General features: G+C 54.9%; 19 protein-coding genes. 8 read left to right on the forward strand and 11 right to left on the reverse strand.

What is annotated here, in order from left to right:
- The first annotated feature begins 93 nt into the window (after nucleotides 1-93).
- On the forward strand, nucleotides 94-429 hold the full coding sequence (locus AV656_RS13200) for a 2Fe-2S iron-sulfur cluster-binding protein (RefSeq protein ID WP_063182715.1): 336 nt from the start codon (nucleotides 94-96) through the stop codon (nucleotides 427-429).
- Between the two features lie 13 nt (nucleotides 430-442).
- Here the strand turns inward: AV656_RS13200 and AV656_RS13205 are convergent, their stop codons facing one another.
- Complete coding sequence (locus AV656_RS13205; RefSeq protein WP_063182717.1) at nucleotides 443-712, reverse strand: hypothetical protein; 270 nt, start codon at nucleotides 710-712, stop codon at nucleotides 443-445.
- A gap of 15 nt (nucleotides 713-727) precedes the next feature.
- On the reverse strand, nucleotides 728-2,377 hold the full coding sequence (locus AV656_RS13210; protein WP_063182719.1) for a DUF2207 domain-containing protein: 1,650 nt from the start codon (nucleotides 2,375-2,377) through the stop codon (nucleotides 728-730).
- A 125-nt stretch (nucleotides 2,378-2,502) separates the two neighbouring features.
- Between AV656_RS13210 and AV656_RS13215 the strand changes: the two genes are divergently transcribed.
- From AV656_RS13215 to AV656_RS13235, 5 genes are all read left to right on the forward strand, one after another.
- The gene (locus tag AV656_RS13215) at nucleotides 2,503-3,000 is read left to right on the forward strand and encodes a PH domain-containing protein (protein WP_063182721.1); all 498 of its coding nucleotides are present in this window, start codon (nucleotides 2,503-2,505) and stop codon (nucleotides 2,998-3,000) included.
- Complete coding sequence (locus AV656_RS13220) at nucleotides 3,000-4,550, forward strand: PH domain-containing protein (protein WP_063182723.1); 1,551 nt, start codon at nucleotides 3,000-3,002, stop codon at nucleotides 4,548-4,550. The genes AV656_RS13215 and AV656_RS13220 overlap by 1 nt, the downstream gene beginning before the upstream one ends.
- Nucleotides 4,523-4,849, forward strand: coding sequence for an MGMT family protein (locus AV656_RS13225; RefSeq protein WP_063182725.1), 327 nt, complete (start codon nucleotides 4,523-4,525; stop codon nucleotides 4,847-4,849). Before AV656_RS13220 ends, AV656_RS13225 begins: the two co-directional genes overlap by 28 nt.
- Before the next feature lie 164 nt (nucleotides 4,850-5,013).
- Nucleotides 5,014-5,919 carry an acetamidase/formamidase family protein gene (locus AV656_RS13230; RefSeq protein ID WP_063182727.1) on the forward strand — a complete coding sequence of 302 codons (906 nt, stop codon included), beginning with the start codon at nucleotides 5,014-5,016 and terminating at the stop codon, nucleotides 5,917-5,919.
- Between the two features lie 63 nt (nucleotides 5,920-5,982).
- Nucleotides 5,983-6,537 carry an RDD family protein gene (locus AV656_RS13235; protein WP_063182729.1) on the forward strand — a complete coding sequence of 185 codons (555 nt, stop codon included), beginning with the start codon at nucleotides 5,983-5,985 and terminating at the stop codon, nucleotides 6,535-6,537.
- 20 nt (nucleotides 6,538-6,557) lie between these two features.
- Here the strand turns inward: AV656_RS13235 and AV656_RS13240 are convergent, their stop codons facing one another.
- From AV656_RS13240 to AV656_RS13255, 4 genes are all read right to left on the reverse strand, one after another.
- Nucleotides 6,558-7,316 carry an HAAS domain-containing protein gene (locus AV656_RS13240; RefSeq protein WP_063182731.1) on the reverse strand — a complete coding sequence of 253 codons (759 nt, stop codon included), beginning with the start codon at nucleotides 7,314-7,316 and terminating at the stop codon, nucleotides 6,558-6,560.
- Nucleotides 7,294-7,641 carry a PadR family transcriptional regulator gene (locus AV656_RS13245; protein ID WP_063182733.1) on the reverse strand — a complete coding sequence of 116 codons (348 nt, stop codon included), beginning with the start codon at nucleotides 7,639-7,641 and terminating at the stop codon, nucleotides 7,294-7,296. Before AV656_RS13245 ends, AV656_RS13240 begins: the two co-directional genes overlap by 23 nt.
- A 152-nt stretch (nucleotides 7,642-7,793) precedes the next feature.
- Complete coding sequence (locus tag AV656_RS13250) at nucleotides 7,794-9,140, reverse strand: M20/M25/M40 family metallo-hydrolase (RefSeq protein ID WP_063182735.1); 1,347 nt, start codon at nucleotides 9,138-9,140, stop codon at nucleotides 7,794-7,796.
- 156 nt (nucleotides 9,141-9,296) lie between these two features.
- Nucleotides 9,297-9,518 carry a WYL domain-containing protein gene (locus AV656_RS13255; protein WP_063182737.1) on the reverse strand — a complete coding sequence of 74 codons (222 nt, stop codon included), beginning with the start codon at nucleotides 9,516-9,518 and terminating at the stop codon, nucleotides 9,297-9,299.
- Nucleotides 9,519-9,728: 210 nt separating this feature from the next.
- Between AV656_RS13255 and mscL the strand changes: the two genes are divergently transcribed.
- Nucleotides 9,729-10,118 carry a large conductance mechanosensitive channel protein MscL gene (gene mscL, locus AV656_RS13260; protein ID WP_063182739.1) on the forward strand — a complete coding sequence of 130 codons (390 nt, stop codon included), beginning with the start codon at nucleotides 9,729-9,731 and terminating at the stop codon, nucleotides 10,116-10,118.
- A gap of 242 nt (nucleotides 10,119-10,360) precedes the next feature.
- On the opposite strand, the gene AV656_RS13265 is transcribed toward mscL, so the two are convergent.
- On the reverse strand, nucleotides 10,361-11,236 hold the full coding sequence (locus AV656_RS13265) for a lantibiotic dehydratase C-terminal domain-containing protein (RefSeq protein ID WP_063182741.1): 876 nt from the start codon (nucleotides 11,234-11,236) through the stop codon (nucleotides 10,361-10,363).
- A 13-nt stretch (nucleotides 11,237-11,249) separates the two neighbouring features.
- Complete coding sequence (locus AV656_RS13270) at nucleotides 11,250-13,553, reverse strand: hypothetical protein (protein WP_063182743.1); 2,304 nt, start codon at nucleotides 13,551-13,553, stop codon at nucleotides 11,250-11,252.
- Nucleotides 13,554-13,692: 139 nt separating this feature from the next.
- Here AV656_RS13270 and AV656_RS13275 point away from each other — a divergent pair, with 139 nt between their 5' ends.
- Entirely contained in the window at nucleotides 13,693-14,574 is an 882-nt protein-coding gene (locus AV656_RS13275; protein WP_063182745.1) for a helix-turn-helix domain-containing protein, read from the forward strand.
- A 151-nt stretch (nucleotides 14,575-14,725) separates the two neighbouring features.
- Here AV656_RS13275 and glsA read toward each other — a convergent pair whose 3' ends face one another.
- The 3 genes from glsA to murI form a co-directional block, all read right to left on the reverse strand.
- Entirely contained in the window at nucleotides 14,726-15,655 is a 930-nt protein-coding gene (gene glsA / locus AV656_RS13280; protein WP_063182747.1) for a glutaminase A, read from the reverse strand.
- A gap of 301 nt (nucleotides 15,656-15,956) precedes the next feature.
- A complete protein-coding gene (locus AV656_RS13285) occupies nucleotides 15,957-16,511 on the reverse strand; it encodes a M15 family metallopeptidase (protein WP_063183013.1) in 555 nt (184 codons plus the stop codon).
- A gap of 97 nt (nucleotides 16,512-16,608) precedes the next feature.
- Nucleotides 16,609-17,403 (reverse strand): glutamate racemase, encoded by a 795-nt coding sequence (murI, locus tag AV656_RS13290; RefSeq protein WP_063182749.1) that lies wholly within the window; start codon nucleotides 17,401-17,403, stop codon nucleotides 16,609-16,611.
- Between the last annotated feature and the right edge of the window lie 58 nt (nucleotides 17,404-17,461).

Raw genomic sequence — 17,461 nt, forward strand, 5'->3', positions numbered from 1 at the left:
TACTAACCAAATGTTTTCCTCTTATGTGTACTAAAAAGCGTAAAGAAAGAGAATAACTATAGAATCATTTTTTATGAGGGTGAGTGATCAAAAATGCCTTGCGTAACCATAATTGGCGGAGAAACGTTTGAAGCGGACAATGGCCAAAAATTAGTGCTGGCACTTGAAGATAACGGCGTAAATATCCTTCATCGCTGCGGGGGAAATGCCAAATGCACGACTTGCAGAGTAGAAGTTTTGGCAGGCGATTACTTGGAAGTCACCCGCAAGGAAAAGAACGCTTTTTCTAATATAGGCATTGATGATCAGTTGTTTGAGGACTGCTTGCGTTTATCATGTCAAATTATTATTAACGGGGATATCACAGTCCGGCCAATCATGACAGCCGAAAATACCGGAAAGCCCGTTGGTCCAAGACCAGCGGACTAATCCGGGATCAAAATCACAATCCCCGTTTCTTTACATACTCTTCGATCTCCCGCAATAATCTGTCCGTGAGCGAAGGGTTCCTCAGGATTTCCTCCACATCCTGTTCCCGAATAAACTCCCGGAATTCCTTGCTGTGGAGCACAACGGGGCCATAACGGATGTTTAGACCGTTCCAGATTCCGCTTTTCTTCAACAGCCTCAGCCGCCTGCTGATCAGGCGGTTTTTCTTTGTCGGCCAGCGGGTTTCGAGGAAACCTGCCAGCATCGTAATCAGGTCACCCATACGCATTCACCCTTTCTACACCCAGTCCCTGTACATCCGCGCGAGCCCCCTGAATTTCGGGGCCAGCACGTGCACCCGGTGTTCGCGAAGCCGGTGTTCTTCCGATGTCCCGTCCTGCACACGGAAGCGGTCGTCTGTGTAAATCAGCCGGTTGATCGCGTACTTCACCCGGTAGGCGAACCGGGACACGAGAAGTGCGCGCGGGAAAAAGAGCCACACAAGGAGATAGCCGATGACGAACAGCAAGATCACCGCTCCGGCGCCCGGCACGTCCAACGCCGCCACGCAGAAGGTCAGGTAAAGTCCGTAAAGAAAACCGAGCCAGCGCCAGTGCATCTTTTTCACGTGCAGATATAAGAAGACGAAAATACCGGCCAAAAACGCCGCAAGCCAGCCTGCCGGCATCGCGGCGACTACCGCCCCGGTGATGGCGACAGCCGTCGGGACAAGTGCGGCAATCAGCAGCACGCGCTTCGGGATTCTCAGGTTCATCGTGCCCGCTTCTTCGAGCATGGCGAGGACGGACCCGTGCCATTCCCTGAGCGCCTTTTTGGCCCTTTCTGATTCGATTTCCCGCGGTCCGAGGATGCGCCCGCCGGCCGTTTCCCGGAACAGCTTCCTGACGAACAGCTGCTCATGCGGCTCGAGCCGGGCCGTGCTGCCCCTCATTTCCCAGACCTGTGCATCCGGCCCGCCGGTGACCGACACAGCCCGCTTCTCGAGCAGTCCGTACAGCATCGCGTCTGCCGCGCGCGGCGTGAAGCGTCCGGCCCATCGAACAAAGTGAAGGTATACGAGATCCATGGACAAGATCAGCGCCTCGTCTCTTCTCGTGATGGGAAGCCGCTGGGGCACGGCAAGGCTCACCAGGCCGGCCATGATAAACGTCAGGGCCAGGGGAAACCCGACTTCCTCAAACGTTTCCCGGTACGGGCGCATGGCTGCAGCATGGGTGAACCGTTCCTCTTCCGCCTTTTTGGCTTCTTCCAATGACAATGGAGCTGCCCCCTTCACTGCCTCCGTCATGACTCCGGAGGGGAAGAACACGCGATAGGATGCATCCTGCGGCTCCTCGACGACGGGGTCCCGGAAAATGACGCCGTTGTCCTTCAGATCAACCTCGGAACCGTTCATGTTCCTCGTGTACGGACTGATTGAAGCGGCGCCGGCATGGCCCGGCAGGATCACGGAGACTTCGAGGTTCCGGAGACCCTCAAATTCGTAGCTCGTGGTAGAGAAGAGTCCGACTTCGAGATCGCTGTACTCGTCGTACACGTTCAACGCGTCTTCCAATAAATAAGACAGGAGGAATGTCCGGCTGCCGCCCCTGCCATCCAGCAGCAATTCCCAGCCGGCTCCGTTTTCCTGCACCGCAACGGGCCGGACCTCGTCATCCGCGACTTCGCCTACCCGTGCTGTCCTATCCACTTCCCCTGCGTTGAAGCCGATCACGTTCTCATGGGTGCCATAGGTAAAGTCCCTCAAAACTTCCTTGGTCCCTTCAGGGATTTCATATGTATGGATTTCATTGACCCTCACTGCGCCCTCCGGTCCGATCCAAAGACGGACCTGGGAACCGGTCACCTTCACATCTGCGGCGGATACCCGGACGGCACCGGCCAGAACCATCAGGACCGCAAGCCCTGCCATCACCCATCGCTTCATCCGGACACCTCCCTTCTCTCTGTTACCATGATACCGTATACGGAAGAACGGTTGCCCCGGTTCCGTGAAACCTTCGCGCGCGCCGTTCCGTAAAGGAAATAAGATCACTCGGAGGTGCAGGAGAAATGGAACTCGACATCAGGGAACCGGAAGGCAGAATTTCAAAGAAGGCGGTCACGGTATGGCGTCTGTCGAACACGATCGGGCATGGAATTACACTTCTCGTGTTCGCAGGTCTGATCATAGCGGGAAACCAATTCGGCTGGTGGGACTGGGCGATGACCGCACTGTGGATATTCGGCGGGCTGACCGCCCTGTCGGCAGTTTATTCGATCTTCATTGAGCCGGTCATCCTGCAGCGGACATGGCGCTACGGGGCGGACGAAGAATTCGTGAAACTGCGGCACGGCGTGATCACCGTCCAGCACCAGACAGTCCCGATGACGAAGGTCCAGTATGTCGGACTCGAACAGGGCCCGCTTCAGCGGAAATTCGGCCTATATACGCTCACGGTCGGCACGATGGGATCGAACCACTCCATCCCGGCATTGCCGGAGCAGGAAGCGAAGGAATTCCGCAACCGGATCTCCCGCCTCGCGAAGATCCGGGAGGAGGACGAATGATGGAGAACCGGCGCATGCACCCGGGAAGGATCATCCTGTCCCTTTATGAACTCATCAAAAACACCGCCATTGTGTTTATCTTTCTGTTCATTCTCAGAAGAGGTTCAGAAGCGGGATGGGTGGTGGCCGGCCGCTGGATCTTCATCGCCGCGATTACGATCTCCGTCCTGAACATCGTCCTGTCGTGGTGGCGTACGACCTATCGTCTGGAAGCGGATTCGGTGCAGATCGACAGCGGCGTCTTTTCCCGGAAGCACCGCAATGTGCCGTTCCGCCGCGTGCAGAATGTCAACCGGCAGGTGCCGGCCGTCCTCCGGCTGTTCGGCCTCACCTCGCTCACGCTCGAAACCGGCGCGGACGGCGAGGACGCAAGCGTGAAATTCCTTGCTGTCACAAAAGCGGAGGCCGCCCGGATCGAAGAGGCGCTTGACGGCTACCGGAGGGAAAGGATGGAGGCAGCCCGGGCAGTGCCCGGGGCGGAAGGCATGGAAGGCGGAGCTTCGGAGATTCAAGAACCTCTCCCGGAAAACGTCCGCACCGTCCACTTCACACCCGAGCTGAAAGACGTGCTGAAAGCATCCTTCCTGTCGTTCAGTTTTATCGCACTCATCCCCGTACTTGCGACGATTTACTCGAACATCGATGACTTTTTCGATGTGGAGAGCCAGGCCGAAGGTTTCCTGTCGTTCCTGGCGGGCTCCGGGGTCGTGCTCGGCATCACCATCGCCCTGTTTGCCGTGGCGGCAATCGCGTTCGGCATCATCCGGACCTATCTGAAGTACGGCCGGTATGAGATTTCGTCGGATGACGAGCGGATCTACATCCGGCGGGGTGTGCTGACCGAGCAGTCGCTCTCCGTCAGGAAAAAGAATGTTCAGGCGGTCCAGATCACCGAAACGCCACTGAAGCGGCTGCTCGGACTCGCGGAAGCAAAGCTCGTCACAGTCGGAAGTTTTGAAGACAATCTTGAAGACATCAGCTCCCTCTATCCATTTCTACGGAAGCAGCGCGCGGTGGAGCTCGTCGGCGAACTTCTTCCGGACATCCGGGTTCAGGACGGAATGGAGCGTCTTCCGAAGGCGGCGCTGACCGTCCGGATGCTTCGCTTCCCATTGACAGCCGTAATCGGCACCGTTGTACTGTACTTCTGGCGCCCGGACTTTTCATACATTCCGGACTGGCCGTTTCTGGCAGCGGCGCTTTTCGCCTTCATTTATCTCCTCAGGTACTTTGACTATCGCAACACCCGCTACGCCATTAGCGGGCCGTTTGTCCAGTTCAGGAAAGGCGGCTTGTGGCGGGAGACGTTTCTCAGCAAGCGGGAAAAGGTCATCGAGGCAGCGGTCTCCCAGTCGTGGCTCCAGAAGCGGTTCGGTGTCGCCACAGTCGGCACGACCAACCGCGCGAAGCCGGTCCATGTCGAAGAACTGAAGGATTTGCCGGCTGCGGCTGCGGAGCAATTTGACCAATGGTACACGGAAAGGAATCCGGAACTGATCCGGGGAGATGAGGAGGCGGCGCCATGGAAGACTTTACAGAGCGAGTCGTGAAGCTTCTGAAGGAAGTACCGGTTGGAACCGTCGCTTCCTACGGCCAGATCGCACGGCTCGCCGGCAACCCGAGGGCCGCTCGCCAGGTTGCCCGCATCCTCCACTCGATGAGCCGGAAGCATAATATCCCGTGGCACCGCATCGTGAATGCAAAGGGCGAGATCGTCATCAGAGACGGCGAAGCCGCCTATGAACAGGAGGAGCGGCTCCGTGAAGAAGGGGTGCCCGTGATCGGCGGAAAGCGCGTGGATATCGAGCGCTACAGGTGGGATCCGGGGTTTGACGGGGAGGAATGGTGAATCGCAACCAACGGGGGCGCGAGTTACCACCTGACACCATCCGAGTTACCACCTCGCCCCCGTTGAGATACCACCCCATACCCCCTGAATCACGACCTGCTGGTTTTTACACGAGCCAATTGATAGACTATTGGCAACACAAGTATAAATAGGGGGTATCGGTGATGGCAGAAACATTGGCATGCAATGATGTGATCTACGCATTCGACCGAACACACGAACCGGTCAAGCGCGTGGCATCGGGAACGACGATCGAAATCGAAACCTATGACTGCTTTGAAAACCAGGTCCAATCAGCCGAGACGAAAATCGGCGGAATCGACTGGGACCGGATCAATCCGGCGACGGGACCGATCTTTGTGGAAGGGGCACAGCCCGGCGATGTGCTGAAAGTGAAGATTGATAAGCTTGAGATCGGTAGCCAGGGCGTGATGGCGACAGGTCCTGACCTCGGCGTGCTCGGCCACCGCCAGGAAGAGATGGCGTCCAAGATCATCCCGGTCGAGGGCGATTATGCCGTCTTTGACGACAAGCTGAAAATTCCGCTCAACAAAATGATCGGCGTCATCGGTGTGGCGCCTGAAGGCGAACCTGTGCCGTGCGGGACACCGGGCGCCCATGGCGGCAACATGGATACGACACTGATCACCGAAGGTGCTACGCTCTACTTCCCGGTATTCGCAGAAGGCGCGCTGTTTGCACTCGGGGATTTCCATGCGGCAATGGGCGACGGGGAAATCGGCGTCTCCGGCATTGAAGTGCCCGGCAAGGCCACGGTCACGCTTGAAGTCGTGAAGGAAGGCGCACTCCGGCACCCGCTCCTCGAGAACAAAGACGGCATCACGTTCCTCGTCTCGAAACCGACACTGGACGAAGCGGCAAAAGCGGCCGTGGAAGAGATGGCGGACTTCCTCCTGACGAGAACTGACCTCGATGTCGCCGACCTTGCCATGATGATGAGTGCTGCCGGACAGTCACAGATCAGCCAGATCGTCGACCCGCTTATGACGGCACGCTTTTTCGTGCCGAAATATGTGCTGGAGGCATATGGCGTCACCCTATTTGAATAAGATGAGGACAAGCCGGTTTCCGATAGGGAGCCGGCTTTATCGCATTTAAAAGGAGCGGATTCGATGAACGCAGGCTTCCCCGTCCGGATGAAGGCATTTCTGTTTGATTACCTGCTGATTCTCGCTTATATGCTGATTCTTGCTATTTTCAGTGTCTTCCTGTTTCCTCCGATCCAGCAGCTGTTCACGGGGGCCCCGGGATTGGCGCAGCTGTCGGGATTCCTCTTGATCACGGTGCCCGTCTCCCTCTACTTCACCTTGGCAGATTCTCGAATCGGCGGCGGCTCATACGGCAAGCGCATCACCAGTATCCGGGTCAGGGACCTGAACGGACGTCCCCTTTCCTTCCTGCATTCCGCCGCGAGGACCGCGCTGAAATTTATGCCGTGGGAGCTTTCCCACTTCCTCGTCTACCGGCTCATGTGGCTCGGGGATGATCCGGTGCCGGTCAGCTACATGGTGATTGGCGGATTGATCTACGCTTTGATCGGTGCCTATATTGCCGCTCCGTTTCTCACGAAGAAAAAGCAGTCCGTGTATGACCTGGCCGCACGTACGCAGGTCATCAGACCGGAAACTGCGGCAATAAAACAAAAACCCGGCAGCCTGACCGCATAAGCGGAGGGACTGCAGGGTTTTTATGCACGATCAATCTTGCGCCTTTCATAAAACAGATGTGCTGCGATGACCAGGGCGACAGCGATAAACGGGATGAAGGCCGATGCCACCATCTTCGCCTCCTCCTGGAACGGCATGGAAAGAATCAGCCACTCGGGCAGGAATAGCGCAACCGCAATCGTGATGAGGAGCCACGAGCCGGTCATCATTGCAGCCGCCGCAAATGCCACGACCGACAGCACGATGACCGCCAGATTTCCGGTCCGTCCTGCCGTGTAGAACGGGTCCATGATCAAGGAGCTCGCCAGAAGCACACCGACGAACAGAAAAACGGACAGCATCGACAGTCCGCCGCCCGCTAAGAACAGCTTTCTGTTGCTCCATTGACCGGCGGCCATCTTGCGGAACATGTTTCTGTAAAGCACGGCGACAATCACTGCGACAAGCGGATAGCCGATCAGCTGAAGCAGATTGAGGGAAAACATTCCCCGGATGGCCGGGCCCATGGCGGCAAAAGCCGCAAAGGCCAGCAGAAATGCGGGCACATATTTAAGCCAGCCGGCATAGTCATTGTCCATTTCCTGTTCCAATGACGCGAAGTATTCCTTCGGCGATCCGCCTGTGATCCGGTCCACACTTTCCCCCCGGTGCTCAAGCTCTGCCAGATGGTCTTCCAGCTCCTCCGCGACTTCATCGATCTCCCGTTCGTTCTTGCCCGATGTCATCAGGTACATCCGGACATTCGCGATGAATTCTTCACTTTCCCTCGACAGCTTCATCTTTTCCGCTCCCCTCCAGCAGATTTCCGACGGCCCCCGCCATCACGCTCCAGCGTTTTTTGAATGCTTCCAGCTCCTCTTCACCGGCCTGGGTCAGTTTGTAATACTTGCGCTTCGGCCCATTGGGCGATGGCCGCATGACCGTCATAACCAGCCCTTCCTTCTGCATGCGAAGAAGCACCGGATAAATGCTCCCCTCACTCACCATCGTCAGTCCGTATTCCCCCAATTTCTCCACCATCTCATAACCGTACGTTTCGCCCCTGCCGATGATGGCAAGGAGGCACCCTTCCAGCACCCCCTTCAGCATCTGGCTCGTCGTCATGCCGATCTCCTCCAGTACCTTGCTAAACCAACTACCTCTATCTTGTTTTCCATGATAGCGTCTGGAGTCACTCCAGTCAACTATCTTGTAAAACAAAATACCGGAACAAGAAAAACCGCCCGGCAGGTGGCCGGACGGCTTCTGTGCATCATTTAGTTTTTTCGGATGACTGAGTAGAGCGCTGCGCCGACAAGGTCGCCCGCTTCCTTCAGGCGTTCCTGGCTGACATATTCGATCGTGTCTTGGGGTGTGTGGTAATACGGCTCAAGTGCCGCCGTTCCCGGCTCACGCCGGATAAAGTTCACCGCAGGGATGCCTGCCTCATGGAAATTCACATGATCCGAAGCGCCCCGCTGGTAAAGGATCAGCTCGGATGGTGTGCCGATTCTTTCCTGAGTAGAGAGCGCCGCCTCGGTGACGATGTTCGGCTGGCCATCAAGTGTGTTCATGAAGATGGCAGTCGCATTTTCCCACGAAGTTCCGACCATGTCCATGTTGAAGTTCGCGATGCTGCGGGACACTTCATCTTCAGTCAGAGTGGAAACGTAATGAGCGGAACCGACCAGGCCGATCTCTTCCGCTCCGACAAAGGCGAAGCGTACTTCCTTGTCGATCGGATAGCTCTTCAGTACGCGGGCGATTTCGAGCGCGGTTGCCGTCCCGGTTGCATTGTCACTCGCACCCGGCGCCAGCGGCACGCTGTCAAAGTGTGCAGACACATGGACGATGTCCGGATTGCTTACATGCTTCGGCCCACGTGTCGCAATGACGTTCTGGGATGTCTGTCCGGTAATGGCGTCCACTTTCAGGGTGACCGTACCGCCCGTGGCCACGACGTCTTCAAGAAGCGCTTCTCCGGAAACCTTTTTGATGCCCGCAACAGGAAGCGGCGCATCCTCGCCGATGCTCATGTTCGGCGGCCCGGACGCCACACTGTTGTCATAGATGATCACACCCACGGCACCAGCCGCAGCGGCATTGTCAATCTTTGCTCGGAACGGGAGTTCGCCACGGCTGATCAGGGCGATCTTTCCTGCCGCTTCTTCCGTGTAGTCGCCCGGATGGCCGAAGCCCGCATCGTAAAGCTGCGCAGTGAGCCCTTCCTCAGGCGTCTCCGCGGCTCCGGACGGGAAGGATGCTTCCACTTCGTCCCCATTCGACGTAGCCAGGTGCCCGGTCATCGTATCCGGGATGCTGAACTCCTGGACCTCGATCTCATATCCGTATGACTCCAGCCGCTCCCTGATCAGGGATGCAGCTTCCCGCTCCTCCGCGGTTCCTGCGACGCGGGGCCCGATCGTTTCGCTCAGGTGATGCACATCCGAATAGATGCGCTCCGCATCAATCCTTGAAATCACCTTCTGGTCAAACGCCGCCGGATTACCAGGCTTCGCCGCCTCTGCGGTGGCCTGCCCGCCGAAGTCGGCCGGCATCATCACCACACCCGAGAGCAACAATGACGCCGACAGCGTCAGTGCCGCAAACCTGCTTTTCTTCATACATCCATTCCCCCTCTTCGACTTTGTTCATCAAGGGGATTCGTCCAGTCCTGCGGGCTTTCCTCCAAAATCAATGAAAACGGTTACAAAGGCACATCCTACATAAGTCCGGCAGAGGTCTGAAGCCCCATAACCGGCGAAAAAGTCCTCTCTTTATTATCCCGGTTGCTTCTCATGGCCATACACCGGCCGAACAGACAAAATTCGGTCAATCTTGAACGTGCGCCGCTCCTGCCTGAGGAAGCAATATGCGGTTACGCAGTCCTGACGGAGGCGCATCAGGCGTACACGCCGTTTCGTAATGCTCCCGTCCGACCCGATATAGATCATGTCGGCCAGCTGGTGCCGCTTCATACACTTCATCAACAGTCCGTGCATCTTCTCCGCCTCCAATAAGAACGTTTGTTCTCATTATATGCGAACAGATTCATTCGGCACAACAGAATTCACTCGACCGCGGACAGGTATTTTCTGCCCTGTTGAAAATTGAAAAGGGTTCAGTTGCCCCTTCCATTCCTAATCTAATTAGGCTACACTGGGGCGCGAGGCATTATACGGCGGTATTCTAACTATTAAGGAATGAAAAACATGTGGAAAGACTTTAGGGAATTTGCTTTCAAGGGGAACATCATCGACCTGGCTGTCGCCGTCGTCATCGGCGCCGCCTTCGGCAAGATCGTCTCATCCCTTGTTGAGAATATCATCACCCCGCTGATCGGCATCCTGGTCGGCGGCATCGACTTCACAGGACTGAAACTGACCGTCGGCAAAGCAGAAGTTACCTACGGCATTTTTCTTCAGAATGTCTTCGACTTCCTCATTATCGCTTTTGCCATCTTCCTGGCCCTGCGCATCCTCATGAAACTGAAACGCCAAAAAGAGGAAGAAGTCGTCGAGGAAACCGAAGAAGAACTTGACGTGAAGGAAGAACTGCTGCGCGAAATTCGCGACCTGCTGAAGGAACAGAAAACGAACTGAACAAACAAAAGAAACCCGCTCCTCTATGGTATTTCCATTGGGAGCGGGTTGAAATTTATAAATTATTATCTTGTGACCAACTCGTATGGCAGGTCAGTCATCGGGTTGACGCCGCTCATTACGAGACCAAACGCACACACACTCATAGCCAGGGCCATGAAAAGCTTTTTCTTCATCTTTCCATCCATCCTTCCGTGTGATTTAGTTCAGTATAGCATGAAAGATTCAGTGTAAATATGCAATTATGCATATTTTGAACTTTTCTCAAGTGACTTATGTAGCAGTTTTGCGATGTATGCCTCTTCCTCATGGCTTATGCCCAGCCGGTTGTTCGTATCGTGCAGGTAATGGAACAGAAACTCCTCAAAAGGAGGTGAAGGAATCAGCTGGTCCTCCACCTGATGACGGACAGACGCCAATTCTTCAATAAACGGGCGAATTGTCCGGAGAAGATGGACGTTGTTAAGCGACCGCGTCCACTGGTTGCGGAATTCCCGTTCGTTCATTGCCACGGCACGGTCCAGGCTTTCCGCAAGATCCGGGTCCGCACAAGTCTGGATGCAATGCGCCGCATACTTCTCCAGGAACCGGATGGCTGCATCGGTGCTGCATAGGCCCGAACGGATCGCCTGGTGCATCATAAGTGTCACCGCTGCCGCACGATCCGCCCCTCCAAGGAGCTCATTTTCAATGATAAGAAATGCAATATCTGTTGATCGTTTCAGAAGCAGGTCCGGCCAGACTATGCCTGCGGCAGGATTTTCTCCAAACACCGGCTCCCGTTTATACGGCCGGACGGCAGGCTGCTGCCTGGCCGTATTTTCGGACGGCAGCTGCCTTCTCCGCAGCTTTGGTTTTTCATCGTCCATTGATTGAAGCAAAAGGTTGCAGTCATGTCGGATGCGAAAACGCAGCCGCTCGGCCTCCTCATCTGATAGTTGGAAGCCAGCCATGATGTGATGGCCATGATGATCTTCACGGCGAAGGTAATAGTAGTAGTGGACTTCTCCCGTCAGATCAGACGTCAGCGGCATGACAATCTGATGGACCACCTCATCCAATTGATATTCATATTTCGGATAGAACCGGTACGTGTGCCATTCTTTTTCTAGCTGCATGTTCACCCTCCATTCAAGCCCACTTTACAGCTACCCGGAACTCTGTGACACAAGGCTGGCCCGAGCGCCCGATGGCATGCGCGCCGCGCTCCGGAAACACTTCTGTCAAAATCAGCAAATCCTTCTCTGCAAGAGACCCCTTCAATCGCCCGATGAGTCTCGGGCTTCCAAAATGGACATACCTTTCCTTTCCGTCACTGCAGGCTGCAGTCGGGAATTTCGAATCGACAACTGCAAACATGGCCTCTTGCGGTATTCCGTTCCGTACCCGCCAGTCATGGAGGCGGAGGTAATAGTCAGATTCCGATTCCCCAATTTCCTGCAACGGTACATCCACAGAAGGAATTCGCCACTCCGCAGGTAACGTGACTACCCTGCCCTCTGTCTGCCTCGGAGAATATCCCTGACTCTTCCTGCCGCTCCCACCTTTCTTGACGTATGTCCATGGATTGGACAGCTTAAGAAACAGCCGGACGCCAACCGGCAGCTGATGAACCGGTATTTTACCAGTATAGACAGGAGCAACGGGGGTTCCCTCGGGACCCACAATGACCAGAGTGTCAGACTCCTGATCATGGACGATTCTGAGATCTGGAAGTGTCAGGAAGTGGCCGCCTCTTCCGGCGTACTGGCGGTCAGTCGGCCAGAGCAGCTGCCGCCCGTTATATCGTCTTGAAGCACCCGTCCAACCGGACCCGTAAGAGAACCAGAGCGGCTCGGCATCCGGAAGCAGCTCCCGGATCCACTTTTCATCCTCAGACGCTACCCCTCCCTGCCGGCACTCGGCAAGGATCTGGTAATCACCCCGCTTCATGGCCTGCTCGGAACGGGCAGCCACCCGGAAGGACAGTGTGCCGTGCGGAACCATCTCGGAAGGGCCTGCCGGCTTTTGCATCCCTGCTCCGCTTGCAGCCAGTTGAGCATCCTTCTCGGCAATTCCGGCTTCCTCTGCTGCCCCCAGACGGGATTCGCAATAGGAGAGGAATCCCAGCACATCGCCGCATTCACCCCCGCGGCCGTACTTATCCGCAAACCATGCGGTCATTGTATCCGCTATACTTGACCGGATAACGGTGACTCCCGGATCATTCGCGTAAACCTCCAGGTCTTCTCGGATGGATTCAGGAAGTCCGATCGGTTTTTCATTGCAAGACTGATGCTCCGTGAACCAATCGCCTGCCGCCAGCCGTCCACTGAGGCGGATCGGCAGGATTCCATGAATTCTCTCTACCGTGCAGGCTGCTCTATTCCGCAATGCCGGTAAAGAAGCCGGGGTGCCACTCTCCATCTGGCCAAGCAACTGTTCTAGGAGAAGAAAGCATCTGCGGAGCCGCCTGGCTTCTGGAGAATCAATCCTTGCAACCAATGAAGCGAGCCCCTGAAGCGGGCACATTTCTGCCTGCTTTTCCGGCAAGATCGGAACCAGAATCTCTTTTGACAGCAACTCTTCAAACTTTGCCTTCCCGCCGGATCTTTTCAGCGATCGAATCCAGTCTTTCTTTCTTCTGGCGGTTCCTTTTTTCAGATGTCCTGCAGCCTTGCCCTCAACGGGATAGACATACTCATGAACAGTCGGAGTGCCGCCGACTTCAATGCCGTCTGCAACCAACAGTCCGGCCTTCCCTTCCTGACAGATGAGCCCGTCGTTCACTCTGAATGTAAAGCCTTCATTCAGGCTGTGATCAAGTGCCATTGCTTGTGTCCACCGGTCAACAAGTGGCTGCCGGATGCGTACCTGAGGATAATCCTCTGCAAATTCATCGGTTGTGGACTGTTCTCCCAAGCGGAAGCGGACCTCTGTCGTGCCGGATTCGCCGCTTTCCACGGTGGAGTGGAGCAGATGCACAAGAAGAGCTTCTGACGTTTCTTCTCGCATTCCGATATCGGCGTTAAGCAACTCCGGGTGCTTTAGAACAACTTTTCGTTGAAGAGATGGAATTTTCGTCATACCGAATAACTTGGCATCCGCCTGTTCCCTTCCCATCCGATAGATCAGTTTGAACCGTTCCAGAGCATTATCCAATTCCGTTTTTCTCTTCACCCACAATTGCACGATCTCCCAGTCACTGTCGCTCAGCCCGGGGATGTTCTGTTCCAGTTCTTCAACAGTCTGCAACCCGGCCCGCTCCAAGACCCCTTCGACGGAATTCCAGGCTTCCGAAACAGCCGCCTGGTGACGGGAAAGCCGCTGGACCAAGCTCATCGAAGCGGACAGGACGAGGGAGTCGATAACTGAAGCCGGCAGATCATGCACCTGCGCAATGGCAACTTCTGATAAGTGGACGGAAGTTTTAATTCGGTTCAGTTTCAGGTTCATGCTTCCTCAATCCTTTCTTCGTGGCTTGAACAGCAAACATATTTTCGTATAATGTTGACAAACTGCGGAAATTTTCCGTTACTATAGAGATAGGACAGCCGGTATCCGACTGGACCATTTGCCAAAAGGGTGATGGACAATGAATCAGGTTCGCCTCGGAATGGAAATCCGGAAATGGCGTAAAATCCGCAAAATGACCCAAAAACAACTGGCAGACGGCATCTGCAATCAATCCGAGATCAGCCGACTGGAGAAAGGTGACTCGTATCCGAGCATCGATACACTCCAGGCTATTTCAGTCAAACTTCGATTGCCGCTTTCATATTTCTTTGAGGTACTCATTCATGATGACTTTGAGGCTAAGGAAAAGATGCTGGATGATGTAAAATCCTTTTCATCCAAAAAGGATTATGAAGGGCTATACCGATACACCCAGGAATTGTTAAACAACGGAAGATTCCTCCATCCCGAGCTTAAAACTTACTTAGAGTCCTATTATTACGTAAGTCTCTATTACCTTAAGAAACATGATTACCGGTACTGCGTCACAGAACTGTATCGGCTGACAGACGTAGAAGTTATCGGTATGGATGTTTTGCTAAAAACCCGGATCAAGAATGCCATTGCTATCATCCTCGCTGAGAATAGTAAACATGAGGAAGGCATGAAAATCTTTAAAGAAATTCTCCAAGAACAAGTTGCAGCAGAGGAATATGACAAAATGCGGATAACCATTCTTTACAATGTAGGGAAAACTCAATTTGTCCTAAAGGAATATCAAGAAGCTTTATCGACTACAGATGAAGCTATAGGACTATCGATCAAATACCGCGACATGTCTATCCTCGGCCAGCTCCATTATCAGCGAGCACAAATACTTGAAGAGCTTGGCAGCCCGTTTGGAGAGATCCAATCAAGTTATCAAAAGGCCCGCTTCTTCTTCGAGTTATTAGGACTCGACTACTACAAGAAGATTTTGGAGACGAAGAAAGGCGAGTATCTGAATCCCGTGCAGGCTTGAATCTTTCCTGTCTACTACTCTACACATTTTTTATCAACAGAAATATGCACTTACGCATATCGACGGTTTTTTTGGTTTTTCTTTTGGAAACGAGGAAAAACGGCTGTCTTCCGCCTTTGTTTTTGGGCGGTAGCAGCCGTTTTTCGGTTTCTCAGAACATGCTGAGGTCGTATTTTTTGGACATTTTCTCCATCAGGTCCCAGCCGGCGACACTGTTGCCGCGGTCGTCGAGGGCGGGACCGAAGATGCCGATGCCGCAGCGTTGCGGGACGGACGCCATGATGCCGCCCGAGACGCCGGATTTTGCCGGGACACCGACACGGATGGCGAATTCTCCGGAAGCATTGTACATGCCGCAGGTGACCATGAAGGTTTTGCAGATGCTGGCGACACGCGGCGGCAGGATCATCTCGCCGGTGGTCGGGTGCTTGCCGTCCATCGCCAGAAGCAGGCCAACTTTGGCAAGGTCGACACAGTTCATTTCAATCGCGCACTGCTTCGTGTAGAGCTCGATGACCGTATCCACTTCTTCCTCGATGACGCAATGCTGTTTCAGGTAGTAGGCCATCGAGCGGTTCAGGTCGGCCGTTTCAAGTTCGGACTGGGCCACTTCCTCGTTGTAGCCGATGCCTTCCTCACCGATGATGAGTTCGGTCAGCTGGATCAGCCTGCCAAGCCGCTCCTCGACGCTTTCGCCCTTGATCATCGAAGAAACAGCCAGGGCACCGGCGTTGATCATCGGGTTGAGCGGCTTGTGAGGAGCGATGGTCTCGAGTTTGATGATCGAGTTGAACGGGTCTCCCGTCGGTTCCATGCCGACGCGCTGGAAAACGTATTCTTCTCCGTTGTCAAGGAGGGCAAGTGCGAGCGCAAGCACCTTCGAGATACTCTGGAGCGTCGATTTTGTCTCGACGTCTCCGGCGGAATAGCAACTTCCATCCGGGAACGCCATGGCAACGGAAAGCGAGCTCAGATCCGCCTTGGCCAGTGCTGGAATATAGTCGATGACCTTCCCCTCTATCGTATGTACTCTCGACTCTTGCACGAGCTGGTACAACTCCTCGTCGGAACGGCAGTCCATGATGGTTCACTCCTTTAAAAAATGTCATCCTTTCGACAGTTTACCCATTCCGGACATCCTCAAGCCAGCCGCTCATTGCCGGACTCGCGGGCCGATGATATAATGAAGCTGAATTGCCTGCAAAGGAGTGGAGACTGACATGTGGTTCGTTATCATCCTGGCTATTTTATTCGGATTCATCGCGATCGGTACGATTGCAGGCCTCGTCCTGACTTTCACGGGCAGCAACGACTGATACCGACTTTAAAAAAGGGACTGTTCCGCGCATCGGCCCACGCCGGTTTGCGGAACAGTCCCTTTTCTATTCGTTTTCCCCAGACAGGGCTTCATATCTGTCGGTGTCCTCCGGCCGCCAGCCGGCGTTGAGCTCCGAGGTCGATAGTCCGAACGTCATCTGCAGATGCGGATAGTCCTTGAAGCCGCTCCAGTCGCCGCCCCATTCAAATCCGAGCTTTTTGGCGATATCCGCGACCTCGAACCAATCGCTTTTGCCGTTGCCGTTGCCATCATATCCGGTATCCCAGATCAGACGGCCTTCCGTCGTGCGAATCGCATAATCGATCGCAAGACCGTAGTTGTGGTATGACTGGCCTCCCCTTGCATGGGTGACGACAGGGCCGTCCGTGGTGCGCCCCTGTGCGTATATCTGGTCCTGCTCCTCATGGGAGCGGAAGCCGTCCGTGATTTCGATGCGGATACCCTGCTCCGCCGCAAGGTCGGCAAGTTCCTCTGCCTTCTCCCCGACCACCGGATGGAGGCCTTCCGGAAGCGGGCGCGTCTCCAGTTCTTCGCGGAAATCGAGCTCGCGCTGGATAAAGGTCCACACCCCGGCTGCCACCAGCCCGGCGATTACCAAGCCGGCGACTTTGCCTGCAAGAGCGGCAGGGTGATTCTTTCTGTTCTTCTGTCCGATTCCGGAAGCCTCCCTTCTTTTTTGTAATGACGTCAAATCCTTATGTGCCGGTCTTCGCAAGCCGGACAACAGGCCTGGAGATCGTTGTCCATTTCCTCACTTTTTCCTCAAAATCAGGAACGTCACCCGTTGTGCAGAAAAGGTGTTCCCCCTGGGACGCTGCTGCCAGATCGCCGCTCTTTCTGAGCACCTCTTCAGCCTGTGCAACCGTCTCGCGGGCCGGGTCAACCAGGTTCACATCACTGCCCCACACACGGCGGATCTGCTGTTCGGCAAGCGGATAGTGAGTACAGCCCATCACAAGTGTATCCACCTGCTCTTTGCGGAGCGGTGCCAGGTACTCTTCCAGGGCTTCCGTGATCGCATCCTCCGGAGTGTCTTCGTTTTCGAGATAAGAGACCAGTTTCGGGCAGGCCTGTTCATGGATGTCCAGGCCTTCTCTGTTTTCCTGGATGATCTTGCGGTACATATGGGATTCAACTGTCCTCTGGGTGGCGATGACGCCGATCTGCCGGTTCATCGTTGCATGTGCCGCCATCCTGGCGCCCGGCTCGATGACCCCAATGACGGGGACGTCCACCCTTGCTTTCAGCTCGTCCAGCATCAGCGCCGATGCCGTGTTGCATGCAACAATGAGCATCTTGAGCTCAAACTGCTCCAGAAAGCGGATCACGCCGAATACGAGTTCTTTGATCTTTTCGGGGCTCTTGTTCCCGTAGGGACAATTTCCATGATCGCCTACATATATGATCCGTTCATCGGGAAGCCGGTCAAACAGCACGTTGGCAACGGTCAGTCCGCCGCTCCCCGAGTCGATAATTGCGATTTTTTTCATCATATTACCCTCTAACCTGACACTTCCCTGATGTAGGAAGCAAAATAGAATCATCCTT

Source organism: Bhargavaea cecembensis, assembly GCF_001619585.1.
GTDB classification, from domain to species: domain Bacteria; phylum Bacillota; class Bacilli; order Bacillales_A; family Planococcaceae; genus Bhargavaea; species Bhargavaea cecembensis_A.